Origin of the sequence: Mycolicibacterium xanthum (genome assembly GCF_019710635.1) — a bacterium.
GTDB lineage: Bacteria > Actinomycetota > Actinomycetes > Mycobacteriales > Mycobacteriaceae > Mycobacterium > Mycobacterium xanthum.
Genome location: NZ_JAIFZS010000008.1, coordinates 275878 through 302838, shown reverse-complemented (window position 1 = coordinate 302838; position 26961 = coordinate 275878). Strand labels below are relative to the sequence as shown.

Genomic DNA, 26961 nt, shown 5'->3' with positions numbered 1-26961 from the left:
GCCACCCCATCGGTCACACCTGGCGCGCCCACGCAGGTTCGATGAACACGCCGTCGGCCTCGACGGTCACGCCGTCCGCGTCGAGCAGGTAGCCACGGACGTAGGTCTTGACGCCCTCTGTTCGCTCGACGAACGCCTCGGCCCGCAACGGTCCCTGCGGGGTCCCCCGCAGATAGCGCAGGCTGATCGTGCCGGTGAACTTCGGCTTGGTCAGCCCGTCACTGGCCACCTCACCGAGGATGTGGTCGAGCACCAGTGCGCAGATGCCTCCGTGCACCCACCCCGGAGGGCCCTCGTAGGCCGGGCCCAGGGTGAATTCGCTCCAGCAGCTGCCGTCGGGCTCGTGCTCGATGACCATCGGTGGTGCGATCGCATTCCGAAGTCCGACAGCGGGATTGGCCCAAGCCACTGGCCGGCCGGTGTCGGCGTGCCGCAACGTCGCTCGCCCCTGCCGCCGCTGCCTGCGCAGCAGCGCCGTGGCCGCCTCCAGGTGACCCAGCGCCTCGCCGACCGTCGCCTCGTCGACCTCGGTGTGAATCCCCGCATCGATCAACCCGCGCAGCGCGTCGACAAGCGGTTCGTAGCTCTCCCGCTGCCGGTCGTACTCCTCGGCGCTGATGGTGTCGAACGAGAAATCCATGGTCGGCTCAGCCTCTCCATCCATGAGTCGGCTCAGCCTCTCCATCCATGAGTCGGCTCAGCCTCTCCATCCATGAGTCGGCTCAGCCTCCGAAAACCTTGCGCACCACAGCCTTTGCGCGCCGCGTTACCCGCAGGTAGTTGTCCAGGAACGCGCCGCCGTCGTTGTCCGGCCAGCCGGCGGCGGTGGCCACCGCATTGAGCAGCCGACCCGGGCCCGGCAGCTGATCGGTCGGCTTACCCCGCACCAGCACCAGGGCGTTGCGCGCCCGGGTCGCGGTCAGCCACGCCTCCCGCAACAGCTCGATATTACCCTCGGCGATCAGCTCGGCCGCACCGATCGCGTTGAGCGCCTCCAGCGTCGAGGTGTTGTGCAGCGCCGGGATCCTGTGTGCGTAGCGCAGCTGCAGCAGCTGCACCGTCCACTCGATGTCGGCCAGGCCACCCCGGCCGAGCTTGGTGTGGGTGTTCGGATCGGCGCCGCGCGGCAGCCGCTCGGCGTCCACCCGGGCCTTGATCCGCCGGATCTCCTGCACCGCTTCGGCCGACACTCCCCCAGGCGGATATCGGATGTCGTCGATCATCATCAGGAACCGCTCGCCGAGGTCGGGGTCACCGGCCACCCAGTGCGCACGCAGCAGCGCCTGGATCTCCCACGGCTGGGCCCACTGCGCGTAGTACGCCTCATAGGAGGCCAACGTGCGCACCAGCGGACCGTTGCGCCCCTCCGGTCGCAAATTGGTGTCGACCTCCAGCGGCGGATCGGCGCTCGGCGTGCCCAGCCGCGAGCGCACCTGCTCGGCGATCGTGACGGCCCACTTCACCGCCTTGGACTCCTCGACGCCCTCGTTCGGCTCACACACGAACATCACGTCGGCGTCCGAGCCGTACCCCTGTTCACCACCGCCGAGCCGGCCCATGCCGATCACCGCGATGCGCGCCAGCGGACCCGACTCCGGGGAGTTGGCCCGGGTCACCGCGTCCAGCGCGGCCTGCAGCACCGCCACCCACACCGCGGTGAGCTGGCGACACACCTCGGTCACCGGCAGCATGCCGAGCAGGTCGGCTGACGCGATGCGAGCCAGCTCCCGGCGCCGCAGCGAACGTGCGGCGGCGATGGCCCGTCCCGGGTCGCTGTGCCGGGCCGCGGAGGCCACCAGCGACCGGGACAGGTTGTCGGCGTCGACGTTGACGTCGACCAGCTTGGGCCCGTCCGGTCCGTCGGCGAACTGCCGGATCACCTCGGGGGCACACATCAACAGGTCCGGCAGGTAGGCCGAGGTGCCCAGCACATGCATCAGCCGTTCGGCCACCGCACCCTCATCGCGCAGGGTGGCCAAAAACCAGCGCTGGTCGGCCAGCGAGTCGCTGAGCCTGCGGTAGTTGAGCAGGCCGGCGTCCGGATCAGGGGAGTCGGACAGCCAGTCCAGCAGTGTCGGCAACAACACCTGCTGCACACGGTTGCGCCGGCCGCCGCCGCCGGTGAGCGCGGTCAGGTGGGCCAGCGCGCTCTGCGGCCCCTCGTAACCCAGTGCGGCCAGCTGACGTTCGGCGGCCGTGGCGCTCAGGCCGGGCCCGAGCTGAGCCTGGGCGACCGACTCCAGCAAGGGCTGATAGAAGAGCTTGGCGTGCAGCCGCGACACCCGGTGGCTCTGCCGTTTGAGTTCCTCGCGCAGCACCCCGAGCGCGTCGTGGGTGCCGTCGGGCCGGATGTGGGCCGCACGGGCCAGCCACCGCAGCGCCTCGTCGTCGTCGAACTCGGGCAGCAGGTGGGTGCGCTTGAGCCGCTGCAGCTGCAGCCGATGCTCGAGCAGGCGCAGGAACTCGTAGGACGCGGTCATGTTGGCCGTGTCGTCACGTCCGACGTAGCCGCCCTCACCGAGCGCGGCGAGCGCAGCGACGGTCGACTCCACCTGCAACGACTCGTCGTTTCGGCCATGCACCATCTGCAGCAGCTGCACGGTGAACTCGACGTCGCGCAGCCCGCCGGTGCCCAACTTGAGCTCGCGGGACCGCACCCCGGCCGGCACCAGCGACTCGACGCGACGGCGCATGGCCTGCACGTCGGGCACGAAATCCTCGCGCTCGCAGGCGGTCCACACCATCGGCTTGAGCGCCTCGATGTAGCGGGCACCGAGTTCCATGTCGCCGGCCGCCGGCCTGGCCTTCAACAGCGCCTGGAACTCCCAGGTCTTGGCCCAGCGCTGGTAGTAGGCGATGTGCGAGTCGAGCGTGCGGACCAGCTGGCCCTGTTTGCCCTCCGGCCGCAGTGCGGCGTCCACCTCGAAGAACGCGTCCGAGGCGAGCTGCATCATCTCGCCGGCGATCCTGGTCGCTGTCGCCAGGCTGCTGTGCGAACCGTCGTCGGTGACGAAGATGACGTCGACGTCGCTGACATAGTTGAGTTCCCGCGCCCCGCACTTGCCCATGGCGATCACCGAGAGCGCCGGAGCGGACTGGCCCTTCTCGCCACACACCGATCGGGTGACCACGCTGAGCGCGGCGGCCAGCGCCGCGTCGGCGAGATCGGCCAGGTGTTCGCCGACGACCGTGAACGGCAGCACCGGTTCGTTCTCCACCGCCGGGGCCAGGTCCAGGGCGGCCAGGACCAGGACGCGGTTGCGGTAGAGCACGCGAAGCGGCTGCACCGCGGCGAGCGCACCGGAATGCCGGTCCGCGTCGGCGGCGAACAGGGCGCGCAGGTCGGCGGCCGACGGCAACGACACCTCGCCCACCAGCAGGTGCCAGGCGTCCGGGTTGGCCACCAGGTGGTCACCGAGGCTGAGCGAGGAACCGAGCACCCCGAACAGCCGGCCGCGCAGACCGCGGTCCTTCAGCAGCGCGCGGTCGAGTTCCTCCCACCCGGAGCCGAGGGCCTCGGCCAGCCGGACCACCGCGCGCAGCGCGACGTCGGCGTCGGGCGCGCGCGACAGCGACCAGAGAAGTTCGACGTGGGCGTCGGTGTTCCACCCGAGCCGGTCCAGATCGGCCTGCGCCGTGGCCTGCACCAGACCCAGCCGACCGACGCCGGGCAGCTTCGGACGCTGCGTCGCGGGTTTGGCCACGTCCATGACGGTATCGCAGGAACCTTGAGGCCCCGCACGACACGGGGCCTACAGCGACAGATACGTCTTCAGCTCGAAGGGCGTGACGTGGCTGCGGTAGTTCTCCCATTCGGCGCGCTTGTTGCGCAGGAAGAAGTCGAACACGTGCTCACCGAGGGCCTCGGCGACCAGCTCGGAGTTCTCCATCTCGGTCAGCGCGACGCCCAGGCTGCCGGGCAGCTCCCGGTAGCCCAGCGCGCGGCGCTCCTCGGGGGTGAGGCTCCACAGGTTGTCCTCGGCCTGCGGCCCGAGCTCATAGCCCTTCTCGACGCCGCGCAGGCCCGCGGCCAGCAGCACCGCGAAGGTCAGGTAGGGGTTGCAGGCGGAATCGGGGCTGCGCACCTCGATCCGCCGCGACGACGCCTTGTGCGGGGTGTACATCGGCACCCGCACCAGCGCCGAGCGGTTGGCCGCCCCCCAGGAAGCCGCGGTCGGCGCCTCGCCGCCGTGCACCAGCCGCTTGTAGGAGTTCACCCACTGGTTGGTGACCGCGCTGATCTCGTTGGCGTGCTCGAGAATGCCTGCGATGAAAGACTTTCCGACCGTGGACAGCTGCTGCGGGTCCTCGACGCTGTGGAAGGCGTTGTTCTCCCCCTCGAACAGGCTCAGGTGGGTGTGCATCGCCGATCCGGGGTGCTGAGCGAACGGCTTGGGCATGAAGGAGGCCCGCACCCCCTCGCCGAGGGCGACCTCCTTCACGACATAGCGAAAGGTCATGACGTTGTCGGCCATCGACAGCGCGTCGGCGTAGCGCAGGTCGATCTCCTGCTGGCCGGGTGCGCCCTCGTGATGACTGAACTCGACCGAGATGCCTATCTGTTCGAGCGCCTCGATCGCGTGGCGGCGAAAATTCGGCGCCGAATCATGCACGGCCTGGTCGAAGTAGCCACCGTTGTCCGCAGGCACCGGCTCGGTGCCGTCGTCGGGACCGGGCTGCAGCAGGAAGAACTCGATCTCGGGATGCACATAGCAGGAGAAACCGAGGTCGCTGGCCTTCGACAGCTGGCGTCGCAGCACGTGACGGGAGTCGGCCCACGACGGCGAGCCGTCGGGCATCGTGATGTCACAGAACATCCGGGCGGAGTGGTGATCACCGGCGCTGCTGGTCCACGGCAGCACCTGGAAGGTCGACGGGTCGGGGCGGGCCACCATGTCGGCTTCCGACACCCGGGCGAATCCCTCGATCGCGGAGCCGTCGAAGCCGATGCCCTCCTCGAAGGCGCCCTCGAGTTCGGCGGGGGCGATCGCCACCGACTTGAGGAATCCGAGCACGTCGGTGAACCACAGCCGGACGAAGCGGATGTCGCGCTCCTCCAGCGTGCGCAGCACGAATTCCTTCTGCCGATCCATGCCCGGAAGCGTAGGTTCCGGGTGTTAATTCCGTGTTACGGCACTGCTAGCAGAGCAAACCAGGTGGCGGGGGCACCCGGTCGATCAGGAAGTCGACCACGGCGGTGTCCACACACCGGTCGCCGTTGAACACCACGGTGTGCTGGGTGCCGTCGAAGCTGATCAGTGCGGCGTCCATCTGCCGGGCCAGCGCGGCGCCGGACTCGTACGGCGTCGCCGGATCACCGGTCGTGGAAACCACCACCACCTTGCCCGGCCCCGGCGAGGTCGCCGGGTGCACCACCGGGGTCGGCGGCACCGGCCACATCGCGCACACGTCCGACGGGGCGTACCCGGTGAACGCACCGTAGGCGCTGAACGGCGCCACCTCCCGGGTCCGCCGGTCGGCCTCGGCCCAGACCGCGGGATCGGTCGGGTAGACCGCGTCGACGCACCGGATGGCGGTGAACGCGTCCTGGCGGTTGCTGTAGTGCCCGGCGGCGTCGCGCTGCTGATAGTCGTCGGCCAGCAGCAGCAGATCACTCGGGTCGGTGCCGCGCTGCAGCCCGAGCAACCCGCTGGTCAGATAACCCCAGTACCGCGGCGAGTACAGCCCGCTGACCGTTCCGGTCACCGCGTCCTGATAGCCCAGCCCGCGCGGGTCCGACGTCGCCGCCGGCCGGCCCACCAGCGGATCGACCAGCTGGTGGTAGCGGGCGACGAACTGCGCCGGGTCCGTCCCCAGCGGACAGTCGCTGGACTGGGCGCAGTCGGCCGCGTACTTGTCGAAAGCCCGCTGGAAACTCGTCATCTGGTTGAGGCTCTTGGAGATCGGATCCAGGCTGGGATCCACCGCCCCGTCCAGCACCATCGCACGCACCCGGTCCGGATAGCGCTCGGCGTAGAGAGCCCCGAGCTGCGTGCCGTAGGAGAAGCCGAGGTAGTTGATCTGCTCCTCGCCGAGGGCGGCGCGCACCACGTCCATGTCCGCCACCGCCGCGGCCGTGCCGACGTTGGCCAGGAAGTCCGCACCCATCCGGTCCAGGCACCGCGCTGCGAAGGTCCGGTTGATCTCGTCGATGTGGGCCACACCCGCGGGGCTGTAATCGGCCATCGGCTCGGCGCGGTCCGCGTCGAACTCCTCGTCGGTGCGGCAGCGCAGCTGCGGCGTGGAGTGACCCACTCCCCTCGGATCGATCCCGACCAGATCGAAACCGTTCGTGATCGGGGAGCCGGTGAGCGCCGCCCCCATCCCGGCCACGGTGTCGACCGCCGAGGCTCCGGGACCGCCGGGGTTGACGAGCAGCACCCCGATCCGCGGACCGTCGGCCGGAATCCTGATCACGGCCAATTGCGCCTGCGCGCCTTGCGGTTCTGCGTAGTCGATGGGCACCGACACGGTCCCGCACTGCGCGGTCGGGATCCGCGAGGGATCGGTGAGCATGTCGGCGCACGACGTCCACACCGGCGTCGTCGCGTACGGGGCTTCCCCGGCGTCTGTGTCCGGCGCCGCGGCGGCCGTCGGGCACAACGGCACCGACACGGCCACGCATGACGCGACCAGCCGTGCCAATCGAGACATGGCAGCCATGGTGACACGCAACCGGAACCCTCGGCTGCCCTTGGAACTCAACGGTGACCGGGCCGTTATCAGGCGTCGAGCTCGTAGCTCAACCAGGTCGACTTCTCGGCGCCGATCCCGTCGTAAAGCCGTTGTGCCGTCGCGTTGTCCGGTGCCGTCTCCCACACCAGCTTCTCGGCCCCGTGGTCGTGGCAGTGCTGCAGGCACCGCGCGATCAACGCCCGGCCGGTGCCGGAGCCGCGGGCCTGCGGGGCGACGTAGAGGTCGTTGAGCACGCCGACGCGCGCGGCGTACAAGGTCTGCCATGTCCAGAAGATCGTCGCGAACCCCGTCGGCGTTCCAGCGGCGTCGCGCGCGAGCAGCTGAAGGCCCTCGCGGGGGTCGGCGATCAGGGCCCGGCACATCGCGGCCAGCTTCTCGTCGGACGGGTCGACCTCGTAGAAGTCGCAGTAGCCGCGCAGCATCGGAGCCAGATCGGGCAGGTCGGACTCCCCGACCACCGTGATCGTCAGCACCGGATGTCCGGTTTCGGGACCTCGACGTCGATGAGGTAGTGCGCCGCGATGTCATCGATGCAGCCGTCGCCCTGCAGCACCACGGTGTGCTGGGTGCCCTCGTAGGTGACCAGCGTGCCGCCGAGCTGCCTGGCCAGGTCCACCCCGGCCTCGTACGGCGTCGCCGGGTCGTTGGTGGTCGACACCACCAGGATCGGCGGCAGCCCGCTCACCTCGATCTCATGAGGTTTGCTGGTCGGTGGCACCGGCCAGAACGCGCAGGTCGACATCGGCGCGAAGCCGGTGAAGTCGCCGTAGCTCATGAACGGCGCCGCCTCGCGGAGCCGGCGGTCCTGCTCGACGACGGTCGCCCGGTCGGTGATCGCGGGCTTGTCGACGCAGTTGACGGCGACCCGGGCATCGGTGGAGTTGTTGTAATGCCCCTCCGCGTCACGCCCCATGTACAGATCGGCGAGCGTGAGCATGGTGTCGCCCCTGCCGTCGTTCAGCTCGGCGAGGCCCTGGGTGAGGTGCCGCCACAGGCCCGGCGAGTACAGCGGCAGGATGGTGCCGACGATCGCGTCGTTGTAGCTCAGGCCGCGCGGATCGGTGGTACGGGCGGGTTTGTCGGCCAGCGGCTGCACCATCGCCCGGTACACGTCGACCGCCTTGTCCGGGTCGGTACCCAGCGGGCAGTCCGGGCTCTTCGCGCAGTCGGCGGCATAGTCGTCGAACGCGGTCTGGAAGGCCGCGGCCTGGCGGACATCGGCTTCGATCGGATCGGCGTTGGGATCGACGGCACCGTCGAGGATCATCGCGCGCACCCGGTCCGGGTAGGCCTCGGCGTAGCCCGCGCCGATCCGGGTGCCGTACGAGTACCCCAGGTAGGTGAGCTTCTCGTCGCCCAGCGCGGCCCGGATCGCGTCCAGATCCTTGATCACGCTGACGGTTCCGACGTTGGCCAGGAACTCCTTGCCCATCTTGTCCACGCACCGCTGCACGAACGCCTTGGTCTCGCCCTCGAGATGGGCCACTCCCTCCGGGGTGTACTCCACGGTGGGGTCGGCACGCAGCCGGTCGTTGTCGGCGTCGCTGTTGCACCACAGCGCCGGCGTCGAGTTCGCGACCCCCCGGGGATCGAAGCCGACCAGGTCGAAGCGCTCACGAATGGACTCGGGCAGTGTGGCGGCCATCGTCGCGGCTGCCTCGACGCCCGACTCACCCGGCCCACCCGGGTTGACGACCAGGGAGCCGATCTTGTCACCAGTGGCCTTGAACCGCAGCAGCGCGATCTGGGCGACGTCGGCGTCGGGGTCGTCGACCCGGTCCCAGTTGACGGGCACCGACAGCATCCCGCATTCGGCGCCGGGCGGAATGCGCAACTGCCCGGCAGCCTCGATCTGGCAGGGCGCCCACTGGATGGGCGAGCCGGGCCGGGGCACCGCGATCACCGCTCGGCCCTGAACCACGCTGCTGCAGCCGGCGACCAGCAACGCCGACACGGCCAGCGCGAGGCCGGGCCGGATGACCCGGGTCGTGAACGTCATGGCTCCACATGCTGCCATGAGTCGACATCTGCGCTGGCGAGGCCACCTGCGGCGGTCCCCCACCGGCGCGTCACCGGGTCGCGTCGAGCAGCTCCTTGAGCGCCACGTCGAAGGCATCCGCCATGTCCCACAGGTCGGCCAGCAGCTCCGGACACGACAGGATCCCGACGTCCAGGTTGCCGGCCAGCGACATCACCGTCATGTTCAGCCCCGAGCCGTGGAAGATCGGCCCGAGCGGGTACATCGCGGTGACCTTGCAGCCGAGCAGGTACAGCGACTCCTGCGGCCCGGGGACGTTGGAGATCACCAGGTTGTGCACCGGGCGGGCGCCGCTGAGCCGGCTGCTGGCGTACACCCGCATCGCCGCCCCGAAGACCGCGGGCGCGGCGAACTGCGTCCAATCCTGCAACAACGTCGCCGAGATCGCCGAACTATGTTGCTTGGCAACAGAATTCGCCTCCGCTATGGCCTTGAGCCGCTCGACGGGATCCTCGATGCCGGTCTCCAGCCGGGAGAACATGCCCGACACCTGGTTGCGGCCCGGCCGGTCGGAGCGGCCGTGCACCGAGACCGGGACCATCGCGACCAGGCTGTTGTCCGGAAGCTCACCCCGATGCAGCAGGTAGGTGCGCAGCACGCCCGACACCAGCGCCATCACCACGTCGTTGACCTTGACCCCGAAGTGGTTCTTGACGGTCTTGATGTCCTCGAGGTCGAGCTGGGCGAACGCGACGTTGCGCCGGCCGCTGATATTGGCGTTGAACGCCGTCTTGGGCGCGGCGAACGGCGCTGCCATCGCCATCCCGCTGCGGGCCCGCTTGACGGTGTCGATGACCGTCGACACCGTGTTGGGCACGACGTTGACCAGCTTCAACGGGCGTACGGCAAACCGGGCGGCACCGCTGAGCGCGATCTCCAGGTCGCTGCCGCCGCCGGCTCCGTCGACCGGCTCGGGCGCCGGCGCGTCGGGTTCGGTGGTGCACAACCTCGACATCAGGTTCGCACCCGTCACGCCGTCGACCGCGGCGTGGTGCACCTTGGTCATCAGCGCGATGCGCCCGCCGTCGTGCGCGTCGGTGCCGCCGATGTTCTCGATCACCCACATCTCCCACAGCGGACGGGTCCGGTCCAGCGGCAGCGACGCGATGTGACCGCAGATCTCCGCGAGCTCGTTGCGGCCACCCGGCGACGGCAGCCCGATCCGGTGCACGTGGCGGTCGACGTCGAAGTCCTTGTCCTCCATCCACACCGGATGATCGAGGTTGAAACGGCTGTCGGCGATCTTCTCCCGGAACTCGGGCATCGCCTTGATCCGCTCGGCCAGGCCGTCACGCAGCCGGTCGAAGGTGTAGCCACCCGGCATCGTCGAGGTGTCCAGTTCCAGGATCGAGCACACGTGCATCGGCTGCGCGGCGGTTTCGAGATACAGGAAGCTGGCGTCGAGTCCGCTGAGCCGTTGCATGCCGCCGATGGTAGGCGGCTCCAGAGCGGGTGTGAGCAAATCCACTTAACGTGGCGTTCAACTTCTGGTGATGTGGTGGCAGACTTGAGCTGTCAGCGAAACCCGGGGACCGGCGTCCGGCCACGAGGATTCGAAACGACTCACCCGATGAGGGGACAACGATGTCTGAACAGGCCGTATACGGTGCTGTCGCCGATTCGCCGAAGCAGGTCAAGATTCGCACGCACCACCTGCAGAAGTGGAAGGCCGAAGGCCACAAGTGGGCGATGCTGACTGCCTACGACTACTCGACGGCCGCGGTGTTCGACCAGGCCCGCATCCCGGTGCTGCTGGTCGGCGACTCGGCCGCCAACGTGGTGTACGGCTACGACACCACCGTCCCGGTGACCATCGATGAGCTGATCCCGCTGGTGCGCGGTGTGGTGCGCGGCGCTCCGCACGCGCTGGTCGTCGCCGACCTGCCGTTCGGCAGCTACGAGGGCGGCCCCGCGCAGGCACTGGCGACGGCGACCCGGTTCCTCAAGGAGACCGGTGCGCACGCGGTGAAGCTCGAGGGCGGCGAGCGGGTGGCCGATCAGATCGCCGCGCTGACGTCGGCCGGCATTCCGGTGATGGCCCACATCGGCTTCACCCCGCAGAGCGTCAACGGCCTGGGCGGGTTCCGTGTCCAGGGCCGTGGTGACGCCGCCGAGCAGACCGTCCACGACGCGATCGCGGTCCAGGAGGCCGGGGCGTTCGCCGTCGTGATGGAGATGGTGCCCGCCGAACTGGCCACCCAGATCACCGGCAAGCTGACGATCCCCACGGTCGGGATCGGCGCAGGGCCCAACTGCGACGCGCAGGTGCTGGTCTGGCAGGACATGGCCGGCATGACCACCGGCAAAACGGCGAAGTTCGTCAAGCGTTTCGGCGCCGTCGGCGACGAGCTGCGCCGTGCCGCCACCGAGTACGCCGAGGAGGTCGCCACCGGCGCCTTCCCCGCCGAGGAGCACTCCTTCTGACGCCCGTCCGGAAATCTTCTGGCGCCCGTCAGGAGAACTCCGGCTTGCGCTTGGCCAGGAACGCGTCGACACCTTCACGTCCGTCGGCCGATTCCGCACGCTCGGCGATCAGTCGGCCCTCGAGTTCCATCTGTTCTTCCAGGCCGTTGCCGAACGTGCCGAGCAGCAGCGCCTTCACCCCGCCGTTGGATCCGCTTGCGGTGGTGGCCATCTGGGCCGCCAGTTCGTCGGCGCGCGCGGCCAGCTGATCGTCGGCGACGACCTCGGTGACCAAGCCCCAGTCGGCGGCCTGTGATGCGGTCAGCGTGGGGTTGGTGAGCATCAGCTGCTTGGTTCTCACGATGCCGATCAGCCGGGGCAGGTGATACGACGAGCTGCCGTCCGGGCTGAGCCCGACCCGGGTGTAGGCCATCGTGAACGACGCCGACTCGGCGGCCAGCACCAGGTCACCGGCGACCGCCAACGAGAAGCCGGCGCCCGCCGCCGTACCGTTGACCGCGGTGATGACGACCGCGTTCATCCTGGCGAACGTCGAGATCGCCCGGTGCAGATCGTCGGCCACCCCCTTGAGATGCCTGCCGCGGCTGGGCGCCGACGCGAAGTCCTTCAGATCCCCTCCGGCGCAGAAGAAGCGGCCCGCACCGGTGAGGACCACGACCTTGGTGGCGGCGGTGTCGCAGCGCGCCGCCGCGTCGGCCAGCTCGGCGGTCAGCGCCGCGCTCATGCCGTTGGCGGCCTCGGGACGGTTCAGCGTGATCCGGGCGATCGGTCCGGTCTGCGTGAAGGTGATGGTCTGGTAATCGGTCACACCGGGACTGTATCGGCGCCGGCCGGACACCCCCGCGGCGCCACCGTCAGAGCGCGCCGTCGAGGTAGTGCGCGCGGCACGCCCGGCGGGCCAGTTTGCCACTCGTGGTGCGCGGAATCACGCCCGCGGACACCAGCCTGACGTCGGCGACGGGAACGGCGTGCCGCCGCGACACCGAAGCACGGATGGCCTCCTGGACCGGTGCGGCATCGGCCCGCCCGGCACCGGCGGCGCGTTCGGCCACGATCACCACCTGCTCGCGGCCGTCGCTCGCGCCGGGCACCGAGAACGCGGCCACGAAACCGGCGCGCACCGCGGGGGACGCCGCGGCGACGGTGGCCTCGATGTCCTGCGGGTAGTGGTTGCGTCCGTCGACGATCACCAGGTCCTTGATCCGCCCGGTGATGTACAGCCGGCCGTCGAGATAGACACCCAGGTCGCCGGTGCGCAGCCAGTGCGCGCCCTCGGCGGCTCCCTCGGCGTGGCTGTGCCGCAGCAGCCGGGACTGCAGCTTGTTCTGGAAGGTCAGCTCGGTCTCGCCGGCCCGGCCCCAGTACCCGTGCCCGATGTTGTCGCCGTGCAGCCAGATCTCGCCCACCCGGCCGTCGGGCAGCTCGGTCTCGGTGCGCGCGTCGACGATGACCACCCACTGGCTGCGTGCGACGCTGCCGCAGGACACCTGCGGCACGGCGCGGGGATGGTCGGCGCCGACCGGGACCGCGCGGCCCGCGCCGAGTTCGTCGCGATCCAGGTAAACGGCCTCCGGCCGGGCGCCCGGCTCGGTGGTGGAGACGAACAACGTCGCCTCGGCCATACCGTAGGACGGCTTGATCGCCGCGGGGTCGAGACCGTACGGCGCGAACGCCGCGTTGAACTTCTCGATCGAGGCGATGCTCACCGGCTCCGATCCGTTGATCAGCCCGGCGACGTTGCCGAGGTCCAGCGCCTCACCGGCGGGCGGCAAGCCGCGCTGGGCCGCCAACTCGAACGCGAAGTTCGGTGCCGCGGCGAACGTGGGCGTGTCCGACGCGCCCAGCTCCTTGATCCAGCGGTACGGGCGGCGGACGAAGGCGACCGGCGACATCAGCGTGATGTGGCCGCCGAGCAGCGCCGGGAACATGATCATCAGCAGACCCATGTCGTGGAACAGCGGAAGCCAGCTGACGCTGCGGATGTTCCAGTCCAGGCCCACCGACAGGATCATCTGCACGACGTTGGTGCACGCCGACCGGTGCGTGATCTCCACGCCTGCCGGGGTCCGGGTGGAGCCCGACGTGTACTGCAGGTAGGCGATCGCCTCGGCGTCCAGCGAAGCCGGCTGGAAACCGGACCCGACGGCGTCGGGCAACGCATCGACGGCGATCATCCGGGGTCGCCGATCGCGCGGCAGGGTCCTCAGGAACTCCCCGACCGACTGCGCGGCGGCGGTCGTGGTGAGCACCGCGGTCGGGAGCGCGTCGGCCAGGACCGCATCCAGCCGTTCGGCGTGCCCGGGCAACTCGGGGGCGAACAGCGGCACCGCGATGGCGCCGGCCCGGATCGCGGCGAAGAACCCCACCACGTAGTCGACCCCCTGCGGGGTGAGGATCGCGACCCGGTCGCCGGGCCGGGTGACCTGCTGCAGCCGGGCGCCGACGGCGCGCAACCGGGCACCCAGCTGCGACCAGGTCAGCTCGACGGTGCGGTCCTGCTCGTAGTCGATATATCGGTAGGCAGGGGCGTCACCGAGCTGGGCGACGTTGCGGTCCAGGAACGCCGTCAGCGTCACCCCCGCGGGGATCGCGATATTGCCCTCGGGGTCGAGATAGTCCCCGAGCCTCATCTCCCGGTTCATAAGACGATTCTAAGAGCTTTTCGGCGGAATACGGGTAACTCGAGTGATTGTCTTCCGTGGTGTCGACGCTGGTCACGTCGCCGCAGTGGCACCCGGTTCACCTCGGTGTGGCACGCTTGGTTGCTCCCACTGCGCCGAGACAAAGGTGACCATGGCCGCCAAAACGCCCGAAACCTCCAGGTACACGGAGACCGAGCGCAAGTTCGAGGTGGTCGAGTCCACCGTCGCACCCTCATTCGACGGTTTGGCGTCCATCACCCGCGCCGAGGGGTCCCCGTCACAGTCGCTCGACGCTGTCTATTTCGACACACCGGGTCGGGATCTGGCCCACCACCGGATCACGCTGCGCCGCCGCACCGGCGGACCCGACGCCGGATGGCACCTGAAGTTGCCTGCCGGACCCGACACCCGCACCGAGGTGCGCGCGCCGCTGGACGACGCCGACACGCCGGTGGTCCCCGACGCTCTGCTCGACGTGGTGCTGGCGATCGTCCGGGACCGACCGCTGGCTCCGGTGGCCCGGATCAGCACCACCAGGAACGTCCAGATGCTCTACGGCCCCGACGGGTCGGCCGTCGCCGAGTTCTGCGACGACGAGGTCACCGCCAGCGCCGTCGGCGGCGAGGAACAGCACTGGCGGGAGTGGGAACTGGAGCTGGTCGAGGGCGCCGACGGCACACTGCTGGACCGGCTGAGCAACCGGCTGTTCGACGCGGGGGCCCTGCCGGCCGGGCACGGCTCGAAGCTGGCGCGGGTGCTCGCCTCCAGCGCCCCGGACCAGCAGGACGTCCCCGCGGCACCCACCGACCCGCTGCACCGGGCCGTGACGGAGCACATCGCGGAGCTGATCGAGTGGGATCGCGCAGTCCGCTCCGACGTCTACGACTCGGTGCACCAGATGCGCGTCACCACCCGCAAGATCCGCAGCCTGCTTCAGTCCTCGGAGGGCTCGTTCGGGATCACCGACGACGAGCAGATACTCGAGGAGCTACGCGAGCTCGCCGCCGTCCTCGGGCTGGCCCGGGACGCCGAGGTGCTGGCCGAGCGCTACCAGCGTGCGCTGGATGCACTGCCGGAGTCCAACGTGCGCGGCCCGGTGCGCGAGCGGCTGGTCGAGGGCGCCCAGAAGCGCTACGAGACCGGCTGGCGGCGGTCACTGACGGCGATGCGCTCGCACCGGTACTTCCGGCTGCTGGACGCACTCGAAGCGCTCGCCGCGGCGGCGCCGCCACCGCAGCCCGCCGGCCAGGAGACCGCCGAACTGACGGTCGATGCCGCATACCGACGAGTCCGCAAGGCCGCCAAGGCTGCCCGTGCCGCCGCCGCCGATCCCGACGCCAACTCCGACGAAGCGTTGCACCGCATCCGCAAGCGTGCCAAGCAGCTTCGCTACACCGCCGCGGCCACCGGGGAGGCCAAGATCGCCGACAGCGCCAAGACGATCCAGACGCTGCTGGGCGACCACCAGGACAGTGTGGTGAGCCGCTCACACCTGAGCCGGCAGGCCGAGTTGGCTTACGCTGCAGGCGAAGACACCTTCACCTACGGCCTGCTGTACCAGCAGGAGCACGACCTCGCGGTGCGCTGCGAAGCCCAGATCGAGACGGCGCTGAAGAAGCTGGCCAAGTCGGTCCGCCGGTCCTGAGCCCGCGGACCGCCCCGAGGGGCGGATGAGTCGGCCTGTAAGCCGGATTCTGTTCCCCGACGCCGCGCAAAACCACGGCGGCGAGGCGGCGACCATCCATCTGGACACACCGTCGCCGGGTGCCTCGAGCGGCCTACCCGCAGACTCGGGCGAGCAGCCCTCGGGTGTCTGCGCTGCCGCGCGCCCCCACGCGGCATTCTTGGCCTTGCTTCGGGTGGGGTTTGCCGAGCCACCCCGGTCACCCGGGGCGCTGGTGCGCTCTTACCGCACCGTTTCACCCTTGCCATCCCATCGCCCGAAGGCTCAGCGGTGGCGGTCTGTTTTCTGTGGCACTTTCCCGCGAGTCGCCTCGGATTGCGGTTAGCAATCACCCTGCTCTGCGAAGTCCGGACTTTCCTCGAACCGGCTCCGACCGTCATCCCCCATCTGGCCGGAACGTGGTCCGCGGCCGCCCGGCCGACTCATCCGCCCCACCACGGTACTGGTTCGGCGCCGAAACCGGTACTGAATGCGTCGTACGACGCCGCGCCGCCGACATGACAGGATGGCCGGACCGGATGGAGGCCGACCATGTTCATCGTTCCGACACAGGAATCCGTCGAGGCGATGGTGAGCCGACTTCCCCCCGGCCCGTTCACCATGCTGAACCTGTATCGCCTTCGGGAGATCGCCGACTACTCGGCCAATCCGGAGCTTGCACCGGAGATCCCGGTCAGCGGGCGCGCACTGTTCGATCGCTACGCCGCGGGGATGGAGCCGCTGTTGGCCCGGGTCGGCGCCAAGCGGGTGTTCCTGGCCGACGCCGGAACCTGTCTGATCGGTCCTCCCGGCGAGCGGTGGGACGTCATGCAAGTGGTTCGGTATCCATCCCTGGATGCGTTCCTGTCGCTGTCCGCCGGCGACGAGCTTCAGGCGGGTCTGCCGCACCGGATCGCCATGCTGGAAGACTCCAGGGTGATCCCGATGGTCGAGCGGCCCCTCGCCTAGCGGACGGAACGGGCCGACGGCCCTGAACTGCAGGGGTTCGGGGTCAGGCGACCTTCGGAGCGGCCATCGCCGCCCCGAAGATCGCCCGTCACACCGAAACTGGTCGCCGACGAGCACCATCAGCTAAATGATTGCGGGCACATCGGCGCGCCCGGCGCGCTCCTTCCGCGGGAGCCGGTTCAGACCCCCAGATGTCCGAGCTCGTGCTGGTAGTCGCCGAGCGCTCGAGCAAGGCCCTCGTCGACGTAGGCGTCCACCACCGTCACCTGGTCGGCCACCAGCTGCACCCGGTTGACCCAGCGACGGAACTGCTCGTCACGACGCAGCGCGTCGATCTGTCGTTCTGTCCCCTTCAACGTGCAGTAGCCGCCGAGCTCGGCGCCGTGCGGGGTCAGGACGGCCACGTCGAAGCCCTCGATGGCGCCGTCTCGTTGCAGGTCTCCCCAGTACTGCATGGACTCGTTGAAGATGTCGAGCGCTTGCTTTTCGCGCCCACGGGTCGGCTGGCCCCACCCTACGAACATTCCAGCTTCAGCCATTTTCTACCTTCTTTCATCGGCCCCCAACCAACAATGATCCTCTGAAACCGGACGCCCACAAGGCTTCGGAGCGGGCAAATACCCTGGTAGTTGTCTATTCAAGGGCCGCCCAGAGGTGCACGCCGCCCACCCGTGACGCGTCCGGCAGCGGCACGGATCCGGGACACGGACGCACCGCACCGGCATGCGCCGCCGCGCCGCACCGAATATCGTTTCACCTGTACCTATCGCGTGAGGAGATGCGCTGTGGGTGACCGGGTAGATGAATCGGCCTTGGTCCTCGGACACGCCGACGAGGTCCACCACCGGCTCGAGCGTTCCGTGGCGGCACTACGGCAGATGCTCGCCACCGGCGCGTTCACCGGACACCGGGACACCATGGGTATGGAGGTCGAGCTCGACCTCATCGACCCACTGGGACGACCCCGGCTGATCAACGATGCGGTGCTGGCCCGGCTGCACCGGGCAGACATGAAACACGAACTCGGACAGTTCAACATCGAGTACAACCTGGCCCCGGCGCTGCTGAGCGGTCACGTGCTGCGCGACAGCGAGCGGGTGCTCACCGATGTGCTGACCGAATCCGCGGGCCGGATCGCGCCGCTGGGGGCGCGGATCATCTCGGTCGGCATGCTGCCGACCGCCGGCGCCGATCACCTCACCGGCGAGCGGATCTCCGCCAATCCGCGGTATGCGCTGATGAGCAAGCGCATGCGCGCCGCACGCCACCGACCGTTCCGGGTGCACATCCCCGACGGGGCCGAACCGGTGGACTTCGCTCCGGACTCCGTCGCACCGGAGGCCTGCGCGACCAGCCTGCAACTTCACCTGCGGGTGACCCCGGAGCAGTTCGCCGACTACTTCAACGCCGCGGAGCTGATCGCCGGGGTCCAGGTGGCCGTCGCGGCGAACTCGCCGTTCCTGCTGGCCAGGCACGCCTGGCAGGAGTCACGAATCCCGCTGCTGGAGAAGCTGTTCGACACCCGCGGGCGCCGTCAGATCAAAACCCACGCCGCCGCGCGGGTGCAACTCGGCGAAGGTTGGATCGACGATCCGGTCGCACCGTTCGACGACCTGGTCCGGCTCTACCAGCCACTCTTCCCGACCCTGGAGGGCGAGGATCCCGACGCCGCCCTGGCGTCGGGCCGCACCCCGGCGCTGCACGAGCTGCGACTGCACAACGGCACCGTGTGGTGGTGGAACCGGGCGGTCTACGACGTCCAGGACGGCCGGCCGCACCTGCGCATCGAGAACCGGGTGCTACCCAGTGGACCGACGGCCGTCGACATGGTCGCCAACGCCGCCTTCTACTACGGGCTCGTGCGCGCGATCGTGGACGGCGGCGTCGCCCCGTACCGGCAGACCCCGTTCGAGCTGGCCGAACGAAATCTGCACCGGGGTGCGCGCGACGGCCTGTCGGCCGAGTTGACCTGGCTGGGCGCCGATCACACCGTCGAACGTCTGGTCTGCGACGTGCTGCTGCCGGCCGCGGCGTCCGGCCTCGACGCGTGGGGCATCGCCGGCGACGAGCGCGACCGCTACCTGCGCGTGATCGACGAACGGGTCCGTCGCGGCCGCAACGGTGCGGCCTGGCAGACCGCCACGGTGCACCACCTGCACGGACGCGGCCAGGGACGCATCACCGCGCTGCACGAGATGACGCGCCGCTACGTCGAGAACGCCGGCACCGGCGCCCCGGTGCACGAGTGGCCGCTGCCGTGATCAGGCGAGGGTAGCCGCCGCGCGGCGCAGCACGATCACGTTGTCGGTCAGCACGGCGGTCTGCCCGTCGGGTCCGACCGCATCCCGCTCGACCGATCCGACGTAGACCCGTTCCCACCGCCCGGCGCCGAGATCGAGGGCCCCGGCGACCTCGTCGGCGCTGTTGAACACGTGGTCGTGCACGGCCGCGGCGGCCCACGGCGGTGCCGCACCGTGATCGACGATGAGCAGCGTGCCACCCGGTGCGACAGCGCGCGCGGCGCGGGTGAAGATGCGGTCGCGGTCCAGGTGCACCATCGAATGCAGGAACTGCGCCGACACCAGGTCGAACGCCCCGTCGGGGAAGTCGTCGGACAGGTTCATCGGCACGAACCGCACCCGATCGGCCAGCCCACGGGCCTTCGCCTCGGCCGCGGCGCGCGACAGCGCGGTCTCGGAGATGTCGACCCCGACCACCTGCCAGCCGCGCTCGGCCAGCCAGAGCGCATCGGCGCCCTCGCCGCACCCCAGGTCCAGCGCGCGTCCCGGTGGCAGTTCCGCGGCCACCTCGGCGAGCCGGGCGTTGACCCGCCCGCTCCAGATCCGGTCCCGCTCGCCGTAACGGCTCTCCCAGTGCTGCTTCGCTTCCGACGACACCTGCTGCTCCTCTCCTTCGCGACCTGCGCGTGTCATTTCATCCCTCCGTCACGCTCGTCATCACCGACGCCGCCGCGGCCGATCCGGCCGCGATGGCCGAGGCCACCTGCGGCATCGCGGTACACACATCGCCCGCGGCGAACACGCCGGGCACCGATGTCCGGTACATCGCGTTGATCTCCACCGCCTCCGGCGATACCGGTCCGGCCGCGACGAGCCTGACCCCCAGGTCGGCGGCCAGCGTGCTGCGCTGGCGCAGCGTGGTGGCCACCAACAGGCCCGACCGCCGATAGCGCGAGCCGTCGGCGAACACCACCGCATCGAGTTCGCCACCGGCAGAGGCCAACCCGGCGATCACGCGCTCGTCGACCGGGATCCCCGCGACGGCCAACCGTTCGCGGTCGGCCACCGTCAGATCCGGTGGTCCGCCGGTCAGCACCACCACGTCGTCGCTCCATCCACGCAACAGCAGCGCCATGTGCACGGCCCGCTCCCCCTGCGCGAACACCGCCAGCGGCTGATCGCGCACCTCCCACCCGTGGCAGAACGGGCAGTGAAACACCGATCGGCCCCACAGCTCGTCGAGTCCGGGCAACTGCGGGGCGTCGTAGCGCATGCCGGTGGCCAGCAGGATCCGCTCGGTGTCCTCGGCGGCGCCGTCCTCAAGCCGCACCGTGAAGCCGCCGTCGGCGCTCGAGGCGCCGGCCACCTGCCCGGCGCGCACCTCGACCGACGGATATCCGGCCAGCTCGCGGCGGCCCCTGGCGTACAACTCGCCCGGCGGTACCCCGTCGAAGCCGAGCAACCCGCCGACGCCGTGCGCGGCGAGGTTGCTCGGCGAGCCGGCGTCCACGAGCAGCGTGCGACGACGGGCCCGGCCCAGCACCAACGCCGCGCTCAGCCCGGCCGCTCCGCCGCCGACGATCACGCACTCCCAGCGCTTGTCCATGCCTCGACCTTGCCCGAGCAGGTTCGAAGATGCCAATATCAATTGCCATGCAGGCAAACAATGACGACGTCGACGCCCGGGTCCGCCGCCGACTGCGCGAGTTGCGCCTCCAGCGGGGGATGACCCTGGAGGACGTCGCCGGGCGGTCGGCGATCGACGTCTCCACGTTGAGCCGGCTGGAATCCGGCAAGCGCAGGCTGGCCCTCGACCACCTCCCCCGGCTGGCCGGGGCCCTCTCGGTGTCGGCCGACGAACTGTTGCGCGCACCGGAGGTCGACGACCCGCGGGTGCGCGGCGGCGCGCACACACACAACCTGATCACCTTCTGGCCGTTGACCGGACAGGGCCCCGCCGGCGGCCTGCACGCGTACAAGATCCGGATCAGCGCGCGACGGCGCACCCCTCCCGACGAGCTGCCGGTGCACGAGGGCCACGACTGGATGTACGTGCTGTCCGGGCGGTTGCGACTGCTTCTCGGCGAGCGCGACTTCACCATCGATCCCGGTGAGGCCGTGGAGTTCTCCACCTGGACACCGCACTGGTTCGGGGTCGTCGACGGGCCCGTCGAGGCCATCGCGTTGTTCGGGCTACACGGTGAACGCGTGCACCTGCACACCGATCACAGATAGCCGGTCTGGTTGACCAGGCGCACCGAGGCCGCGCCGTCCGGATAGAACTCGGCGATCGACAGCGACGCGAGATCCAGATGCAGCCGGTAGAGGATCCCCGGGCCGGCGTCGAGCGCCATTCGCAACAGCGACTTGATCGGTGTCACATGCGACACCACCAGGACCGTCTGGCCGGCGTGTTCGTCGACGATCCGGTGCTGCGCCGCACGCACGCGGGCGGCGACGGCGTCGAAGCTCTCACCGCCCGGCGGCGCGACCGCGGTGTCACGCAGCCAGCTGCGGTGCAGGGCCGGATCACGTTCGGCCGCCTCGCCGAACGTGAGCCCCTCCCAGTCGCCGAAGTCGGTCTCGATCAGATCGTCGTCGATCTCGACGTCGCGGCCCAGCGACTTGGCCGCCGCCGCCGCGGTGTCATAAGCACGTTGCAGCGGCGAGGACAGCACCGCGTCGATCCCGCCCTTCTCGCCGAGATATCGCGCCGCCGCGGCCGCCTGCCGGACGCCCAGGTCGGTCAGCGCCGGGTTGCCGCGCCCGGAGTAGCGACGCGCCACCGAAAGCTCGGTCTGTCCGTGCCGCAGCAGCAACAGCCGGGTCGGTGCTCCCCTGGCGCCCGTCCAGCCGGCCGGATTGGTCACCACCTCAGTCTTCGCGGGCGGATCGTCGACGACGGGGTCGTGGGCGCCCCCGGAGTCGGCGGACTCGACCGCGGCGTCCATGGCCTCGTTGGCCAGTCCGTCGGCATGCTTGTTCTTCTCGCGCGGGATCCAGGTGTAGTCGACCCGGTCGAAACCCCGGGCCGCCTCGCGGGCCTGCTGGTACAGCGCCGCGAGATCGGGGTGCTTGACCCGCCACCGCCCGGACATCTGCTCGACGACCAGCTTGGAATCCATGTACACGTCCACCTCGGTGGCGCCGACGCCGGCGGCGGCCGCCAGGCCAGCGATCAGACCGCGGTACTCGGCGACGTTGTTGGTGGCCCATCCGATCGCCGACTTCGCCTCGGCCAGCACCGAACCCCGGTCGGCCGTCAGCACCACCGCGCCGTAGCCCGCGGGCCCGGGGTTGCCGCGCGAGCCGCCGTCGGCCTCCAACCGCACCTTCACGCGCCGGGCCCCTTGACCCGCAACAGGATCGCCGAACACTCCGGGCAGCGCAGCACGTCGTCGTCGGCGGCTGCGGCGATGCGCGCCAGCTCCCCCTTGTCGATCTCGATCCGGCACGCGCCGCAGCGACGGCCCTGCAGCTGGCCGGCGCCGACACCGCCGCGGGCGCGCTGGCGCTCGTAGAGCGACGCCAGTGCCTCGTCGATCGCGGCGACCAGCGCATCGCGGCGGGTCACCGACTGGTGCCGCTGCTGCGCCAGATCCGTGCGGGCCTCGTCACAGGCCCGTTGCGCATCGGTCAGGACGCTCTGCAGATCGTCGACCGCGGCCAGCTCGCGGACCTGTTCGGCGGCCAGCTCCTCGCGGCGCTCCATCACCTCCAGCTGCAAATCCTCCAGGCTGGCCTGGCGGCGCTGCAACGTGTCCAGCTCGTGTTGCAGTTCGGTGAGCTGCTTGGCGTCGACGGTGCCGCCGTCCAGCAGCGCACGATCGCGGTCCTCACGCTGACGCACGCCGTCGATCTCGGTCTCGAACTTGGCCACCTGGGCGTCGATGTCCTCCAGCGCGATCTGCAGGGCGGCCAGCCGGTCGTTGGCCTCGCGCAGCGCGCTCTGCGCGTCGTCCAGCGCCGCCTGCTCGACGAGGTTCTTCGTCCGGTGTTCGATCCGGCCGATCTCGGCATCCAGCAGGGCCAGCTCGAGCAGTGACTGCTGTTGAGTCACATCAGCTTTCATCTACCGCTTCCTTCGACATTCCAAGGGTCGGTGCGCACGTCGGACACCGTCACCGGCAACGCCGCACCGAAATGGCTGCGCAGCAGCCCGGCCGCCTGCGCACACCACGGAAACTCACTGGCCCAGTGCGCCACGTCGACCAGTGCGACGTCGGACACCCGGCGATGCTCGTCGGCGGGGTGGTGGCGCAGGTCTGCGGTGACGTAGGCCTGCACGCCCGCCCGAGCCGCGGTCGCCAGCAGCGAATCACCCGCTCCGCCGCACACCGCCACCCGCGACACCGGCGCCGTCGGGTCCCCGCTGGCGCGCACCCCCCACGATGTCGCCGGCAGCCCAGCGCGCACCCGGTCGACGAACGCCGAAAGAGGTTCCGGGCCGGGCAGTTCGGCGATCCGGCCGAGCCCGACGTCACCGGTCGGGGTCTGCAGCGCGATGATGTCGAAGGCCGGCTCCTCGTACGGGTGCGCGGCACGCAGCGCCGCGAGCACCGCCGCGCGCCGCGCCGGCGGCGCCACCATCTCCACCCGGTCCTCGGACACCTTCTCGACGCTGCCCACGGTGCCGATCGCGGGTGCGGCGCCGTCCAGCGGCAGGAACTGCCCGGTGCCGGGCACCGTCCAGCTCCACTGTGCATAGTCGCCGATCTGCCCGGCGCCCGCACCGAACATCGCCGCGCGCACCGCCCCGGCGTCGGCGGCCGGGACGAACACCACCCACTTGTCGAGCAGCGGGCCGGTGGGCGCCGGCACCAGCACGTCGCAGACCTGCAGCCCCAGTGCCGCGGCCAGCGCGTCGGAGACGCCGGGAGAGGCGCGGTCGGCATTGGTGTGCGCGGTGAACAACGCCCGTCCGGTGCGGATCATCGAGTGGATCAGCGCACCCTTGGCGGTGTCGGCCGACACCGAGTTGAACCCGCGCAACAACAGCGGGTGGTGGGCCAGCAGCAGCCCGCGGTCGGGCACCTGCGCCAGCACGGCCGCGGTGGCGTCGACGGCGACGGTCACCGACTCGACCTGTTCCGACGGGTCGCCGCACACCAGCCCGACCGAGTCCCAGCTCTCGGCGAGCCCCGGCGGGTAGGCAGCGTCGAGCACGTCGATGATGTCGCCGAGTCGGGTCGCCACATCACGACACTAATGCTCGGGTCCACCCGCGCCGTCCATCGACCGCCGACCGATCGCGGGCGTCGCCGGGGATTCAGGGACAATGGCGGGGTGACAGACACGGTGGACACCCCGCACAGCGCCGCCCGGGTGGGCAGCGGCGACCTGGTGATCTTCGACCTGGACGGCACCCTGACCGATTCGGCCGAGGGCATCGTCGCGAGCTTCCGCCATGCCCTGCAGACCGTCGGCGCCGCCGTTCCCGACGGTGACCTGGTCGGCAGGATCGTCGGCCCACCGATGCATCTGACGCTGCGCGAACTCGGCCTGGGCGAGCGCGCCGATGCCGCGATGTCCGCCTACCGGGCCGACTACACCGCGCGGGGCTGGGCGATGAACCGCCCGTTCGAGGGCATCCCCGCGCTGCTCACCGACCTGCTGGCCGCCGGGGTACGGCTGGCGGTGGCCACCTCGAAGGCGGAACCGACCGCACAGCGGATCCTCGGCCACTTCGATCTGGACGCCTGCTTCGAGGTGATCGCGGGCGCCACCGTCGACGGAACCCGCTCGTCGAAGGCCGAGGTGCTGGCCCACGCGCTGGCGCAGCTGTCTCCACTGCCCGACCGGGTGGTGATGATCGGTGACCGCAGCCACGACGTGGAGGGCGCCGCCGAGCACGGCATCGGCACCGTCGTGGTCGGCTGGGGATACGGTGACGACGACTTCGGGCCGGGCCCGAGCGGCGCGCTGGCCCATGTGGCGACGATCGGCGAGCTGCGCGGGGTGTTGGGTGTCTAGCGCCGGCGGGCCGGCAGAGGCCGGGCGCCTGCACGTCACGTTCATCTGCTCGGGCAACATCTGCCGCAGCCCGATGGCGGAGAAGATGTTCGCCCATCAGATCGGCGAGCGCGGGCTGGCCGGTGTGGTGCGGGTGAGCAGCGCGGGCACCGGCGACTGGCACCAGGGCGAACCCGCCGACCGCCGGGCCGGCGACGTCCTGCGCGGCCACGGCTACCCGACCGGGCACCGGGCCACCCAGCTCGGCGACGACCATCTGGCCGCCGACCTGGTGGTCGCGCTGGGACGCAACCACCTGCGCATGCTGCAGCACCTGGGGGTGCCCGCCGAGCGACTGCGGATGCTGCGCTCGTTCGATCCCCGCTCGGGGGCGCACGTGCTCGACGTCGAGGACCCGTACTACGGCACCCGGGACGACTTCGAGGACGTGTTCACCGTCATCGACGCCGCGCTGCCCGGCCTGCACGGCTGGGTGGACGCCCGGCTCGCCGAGCGGGAGGCGGCGGGCTGATGCGCCGGTGGGCATTCCTGCTGCGACCACAGTGGCTGGCGTTGTTCGTGGTGGTGATCGGATTCGCCTACCTGTGCTTCACGGTGCTGGCGCCCTGGCAGCTCGGCAAGAACACCACGACCTCGCGGGAGAACGCGCAGATCTCGCGGTCACTGGACGCCGAGCCGGTCGCGCTGACCTCGGTGCTGCCCGGGCAGGACTCCTCCGCACCCGACGAGCAGTGGCAGCGGGTCACCGCATCGGGCCGGTATCTGGCCGACAAGCAGGTGGTGGCCCGGCTGCGGCTGGTCGACGGCGATCCGGCCTTCGAGGTGCTGGTGCCGTTCGAGGTGGACGGCGGACCGACCGTGCTGGTCGACCGCGGATACGTGCGGCCCGAGGGTGGCTCGCGGGTCCCCGCGATCGATCCGCCCCCGGCCGGCACGGTCACCATCACCGCCCGGCTGCGCGATCCCGAGTCCGTGGCCACCGGCAAGGAACCCTTCCGGGCCGACGGCGTGCAGCAGGTGTACTCGATCAACACCGGCCAGATCTCCGCGCTGACCGGCGTGCCGCTGGCCGGGTCCTATCTGCAGCTGACCGAGGGCCAGCCGGGCGGACTCGGCGCCGTCCCGCTGCCCCACCTCGACGCCGGACCGTTCCTGTCCTACGGGATCCAGTGGATCGCGTTCGGCATCATCGCGCCCATCGGGGTCGGCTACTTCGTCTACGCCGAGTGGCAGGCCCGCCGCCGCGATCGGGAGGCCGCTGCGGCACGGGAACCCGCCGCCCCGCTCAGCACCGAGGAGAAGCTCGCCGACCGCTACGGCAGGCGGCGCTGACACCGACCAGCAGGGCCGCCGCAAGCAGCTGAACCGCACGGGACAACCGCACCGCGCGGGTGAGGTCGGCCACCTGCGGGACACGGCCGTCACCGAGCGTCGGGCGGATCTCCAGCTCGTGGGCGTACTGGGTGGGCCCACCGAGGCGGACCCCCAGCGCGCCGGCGAACGACGCCTCGGCCACACCGGCGTTCGGGCTGGGGTGCTTGGACGCATCACGGCGCCACGCCCGCACCGCAGCGGCCGGCGACCCGCCGACCAGCGGGGCGCACACCGCGACGCACAGGCCGGTCAGCCGCGCCGCCGCCAGGTTGGCCAGATCGTCGATCTTGGCCGCGGCCCAACCGAACCGTGCATAGCGCGGGGAGCGGTGGCCGATCATCGCGTCCAGCGTGTTGGCGGCCCGGTAGGCCAGCACCGCGGGCGTCCCGCCGACCGCGGCCCACAGCAGCGGCCCGACCTGGGCGTCGGAGGTGTTCTCGGCGATCGACTCGAGCGCGGCGCGGGTCAGCCCGGCGGCGTCGAGCACCGACGGGTCTCGCCCGCACAGCGAGGGCAGCAGCTGCCGCGCCCCGACGACGTCGCCGGACGACAGCAGGGCGGCCATCTGGTCGCCGGTGCGGCACAGCGAGGTCCCGCCGGCCGCGACGAACGTCGCCGCGGCGACCGCGCCCGCCTCCCGCAGAGCGCTGCGCCCACCCGCCCGCTCGACCAGCACACCCGTGGCGGTCACCGCCGCCAGCAGAACGCCGGCGTGCAGGGCCCCGGTGAACCGGTCGTCGCGATAGGTGTAGCGCTCCAAAGCCGCTGCACCGCCGCCGAACAGCGCGACCGGATGGCCTTGCCGGGGGTCGCCGAACACCGCATCGGCCAGCACCCCTGCGGCGATCCCGGCCGCGCGGGCCCGGCCACCTGGTTCATGCACCCCGGCAGCGTCTCACAGGGCGGGCCTGGCGGACCGGACAGGTCCGCCCTGACCGATCC

Annotated in this window: 24 protein-coding genes and 1 other RNA gene; 8 read left to right on the top strand and 17 right to left on the bottom strand. The window is 70.5% G+C overall.

What is annotated here, in order from left to right:
- Positions 1–13 precede the first annotated feature (13 nt).
- From JDV09_RS05775 to JDV09_RS05745, 7 genes are all read right to left on the bottom strand, one after another.
- Positions 14–640, bottom strand: a complete 627-nt coding sequence (locus tag JDV09_RS05775) for a PaaI family thioesterase (protein ID WP_221368138.1) — start codon at positions 638–640, stop codon at positions 14–16.
- A gap of 82 nt (positions 641–722) precedes the next feature.
- On the bottom strand, positions 723–3710 hold the full coding sequence (locus JDV09_RS05770; protein WP_221368137.1) for a bifunctional [glutamine synthetase] adenylyltransferase/[glutamine synthetase]-adenylyl-L-tyrosine phosphorylase: 2988 nt from the start codon (positions 3708–3710) through the stop codon (positions 723–725).
- A 42-nt stretch (positions 3711–3752) separates the two neighbouring features.
- Positions 3753–5093 carry a glutamine synthetase family protein gene (locus JDV09_RS05765; RefSeq protein ID WP_221368136.1) on the bottom strand — a complete coding sequence of 447 codons (1341 nt, stop codon included), beginning with the start codon at positions 5091–5093 and terminating at the stop codon, positions 3753–3755.
- A gap of 46 nt (positions 5094–5139) precedes the next feature.
- Entirely contained in the window at positions 5140–6663 is a 1524-nt protein-coding gene (locus JDV09_RS05760; RefSeq protein ID WP_221368135.1) for an alpha/beta hydrolase, read from the bottom strand.
- Positions 6664–6722: 59 nt separating this feature from the next.
- A complete protein-coding gene (locus JDV09_RS05755; RefSeq protein WP_308124020.1) occupies positions 6723–7169 on the bottom strand; it encodes a GNAT family N-acetyltransferase in 447 nt (148 codons plus the stop codon).
- Entirely contained in the window at positions 7163–8695 is a 1533-nt protein-coding gene (locus JDV09_RS05750; protein ID WP_221368134.1) for an alpha/beta hydrolase, read from the bottom strand. The genes JDV09_RS05755 and JDV09_RS05750 overlap by 7 nt, the downstream gene beginning before the upstream one ends.
- Positions 8696–8765: 70 nt before the next feature.
- Positions 8766–10157 carry a WS/DGAT/MGAT family O-acyltransferase gene (locus JDV09_RS05745; RefSeq protein WP_221368133.1) on the bottom strand — a complete coding sequence of 464 codons (1392 nt, stop codon included), beginning with the start codon at positions 10155–10157 and terminating at the stop codon, positions 8766–8768.
- A gap of 161 nt (positions 10158–10318) precedes the next feature.
- Between JDV09_RS05745 and panB the strand changes: the two genes are divergently transcribed.
- A complete protein-coding gene (panB, locus tag JDV09_RS05740) occupies positions 10319–11158 on the top strand; it encodes a 3-methyl-2-oxobutanoate hydroxymethyltransferase (RefSeq protein WP_221368132.1) in 840 nt (279 codons plus the stop codon).
- 28 nt (positions 11159–11186) lie between these two features.
- Here panB and JDV09_RS05735 read toward each other — a convergent pair whose 3' ends face one another.
- Together JDV09_RS05735 and JDV09_RS05730 are read right to left on the bottom strand one after the other, a co-directional pair.
- Positions 11187–11966, bottom strand: coding sequence for an enoyl-CoA hydratase/isomerase family protein (locus JDV09_RS05735; protein ID WP_221368131.1), 780 nt, complete (start codon positions 11964–11966; stop codon positions 11187–11189).
- 46 nt (positions 11967–12012) lie between these two features.
- Positions 12013–13800 (bottom strand): fatty acyl-AMP ligase, encoded by a 1788-nt coding sequence (locus JDV09_RS05730; RefSeq protein ID WP_221368130.1) that lies wholly within the window; start codon positions 13798–13800, stop codon positions 12013–12015.
- A gap of 151 nt (positions 13801–13951) precedes the next feature.
- Here JDV09_RS05730 and JDV09_RS05725 point away from each other — a divergent pair, with 151 nt between their 5' ends.
- Complete coding sequence (locus tag JDV09_RS05725) at positions 13952–15445, top strand: CYTH and CHAD domain-containing protein (protein WP_221368129.1); 1494 nt, start codon at positions 13952–13954, stop codon at positions 15443–15445.
- 22 nt (positions 15446–15467) lie between these two features.
- Here the strand turns inward: JDV09_RS05725 and rnpB are convergent.
- An RNA gene (gene rnpB / locus JDV09_RS05720) (RNase P RNA component class A) lies at positions 15468–15909 on the bottom strand.
- Positions 15910–16015: 106 nt separating this feature from the next.
- Between rnpB and JDV09_RS05715 the strand changes: the two genes are divergently transcribed.
- Positions 16016–16432: a DUF1330 domain-containing protein gene (locus JDV09_RS05715; RefSeq protein WP_221368128.1), complete on the top strand. Its 417-nt coding sequence runs from the start codon at positions 16016–16018 to the stop codon at positions 16430–16432.
- A 179-nt stretch (positions 16433–16611) separates the two neighbouring features.
- On the opposite strand, the gene JDV09_RS05710 is transcribed toward JDV09_RS05715, so the two are convergent.
- On the bottom strand, positions 16612–16971 hold the full coding sequence (locus JDV09_RS05710) for a hypothetical protein (RefSeq protein WP_221368127.1): 360 nt from the start codon (positions 16969–16971) through the stop codon (positions 16612–16614).
- 246 nt (positions 16972–17217) lie between these two features.
- Here JDV09_RS05710 and JDV09_RS05705 point away from each other — a divergent pair, with 246 nt between their 5' ends.
- Entirely contained in the window at positions 17218–18693 is a 1476-nt protein-coding gene (locus tag JDV09_RS05705; RefSeq protein ID WP_221368126.1) for a glutamate-cysteine ligase family protein, read from the top strand.
- On the opposite strand, the gene JDV09_RS05700 is transcribed toward JDV09_RS05705, so the two are convergent.
- Both JDV09_RS05700 and JDV09_RS05695 read right to left on the bottom strand, forming a co-directional pair.
- Positions 18694–19365 (bottom strand): class I SAM-dependent methyltransferase, encoded by a 672-nt coding sequence (locus tag JDV09_RS05700; RefSeq protein WP_221368125.1) that lies wholly within the window; start codon positions 19363–19365, stop codon positions 18694–18696.
- 1 nt (position 19366) lies between these two features.
- Positions 19367–20278 (bottom strand): NAD(P)/FAD-dependent oxidoreductase, encoded by a 912-nt coding sequence (locus JDV09_RS05695; RefSeq protein ID WP_221368124.1) that lies wholly within the window; start codon positions 20276–20278, stop codon positions 19367–19369.
- Positions 20279–20325: 47 nt separating this feature from the next.
- Between JDV09_RS05695 and JDV09_RS05690 the strand changes: the two genes are divergently transcribed.
- Positions 20326–20907: a helix-turn-helix domain-containing protein gene (locus JDV09_RS05690; RefSeq protein ID WP_221368123.1), complete on the top strand. Its 582-nt coding sequence runs from the start codon at positions 20326–20328 to the stop codon at positions 20905–20907.
- Here the strand turns inward: JDV09_RS05690 and JDV09_RS05685 are convergent.
- The 3 genes from JDV09_RS05685 to JDV09_RS05675 are packed head-to-tail and all read right to left on the bottom strand — an operon-like array spanning position 20898 to position 23868.
- Positions 20898–22010, bottom strand: coding sequence for a bifunctional RNase H/acid phosphatase (locus JDV09_RS05685; RefSeq protein ID WP_221368122.1), 1113 nt, complete (start codon positions 22008–22010; stop codon positions 20898–20900). The genes JDV09_RS05690 and JDV09_RS05685 overlap by 10 nt on opposite strands.
- Positions 22007–22744: a zinc ribbon domain-containing protein gene (locus JDV09_RS05680; protein ID WP_221368121.1), complete on the bottom strand. Its 738-nt coding sequence runs from the start codon at positions 22742–22744 to the stop codon at positions 22007–22009. The genes JDV09_RS05685 and JDV09_RS05680 overlap by 4 nt, the downstream gene beginning before the upstream one ends.
- Positions 22741–23868 carry a Nif3-like dinuclear metal center hexameric protein gene (locus JDV09_RS05675; protein ID WP_221368120.1) on the bottom strand — a complete coding sequence of 376 codons (1128 nt, stop codon included), beginning with the start codon at positions 23866–23868 and terminating at the stop codon, positions 22741–22743. Before JDV09_RS05675 ends, JDV09_RS05680 begins: the two co-directional genes overlap by 4 nt.
- A 90-nt stretch (positions 23869–23958) precedes the next feature.
- Here JDV09_RS05675 and JDV09_RS05670 point away from each other — a divergent pair, with 90 nt between their 5' ends.
- Genes JDV09_RS05670 through JDV09_RS05660 form a run of 3 tightly spaced genes read left to right on the top strand, consistent with a single transcriptional unit; the run spans position 23959 to position 25977 of the window.
- Complete coding sequence (locus JDV09_RS05670) at positions 23959–24645, top strand: HAD-IA family hydrolase (protein ID WP_308124019.1); 687 nt, start codon at positions 23959–23961, stop codon at positions 24643–24645.
- Positions 24638–25156, top strand: coding sequence for a low molecular weight protein-tyrosine-phosphatase (locus JDV09_RS05665; protein WP_308124018.1), 519 nt, complete (start codon positions 24638–24640; stop codon positions 25154–25156). Before JDV09_RS05670 ends, JDV09_RS05665 begins: the two co-directional genes overlap by 8 nt.
- The gene (locus JDV09_RS05660; RefSeq protein ID WP_221368117.1) at positions 25156–25977 is read left to right on the top strand and encodes an SURF1 family cytochrome oxidase biogenesis protein; all 822 of its coding nucleotides are present in this window, start codon (positions 25156–25158) and stop codon (positions 25975–25977) included. Before JDV09_RS05665 ends, JDV09_RS05660 begins: the two co-directional genes overlap by 1 nt.
- Here the strand turns inward: JDV09_RS05660 and JDV09_RS05655 are convergent.
- A complete protein-coding gene (locus tag JDV09_RS05655) occupies positions 25931–26902 on the bottom strand; it encodes a cobalamin biosynthesis protein (RefSeq protein ID WP_221368116.1) in 972 nt (323 codons plus the stop codon). The genes JDV09_RS05660 and JDV09_RS05655 overlap by 47 nt on opposite strands.
- Positions 26903–26961: the final 59 nt, after the last annotated feature.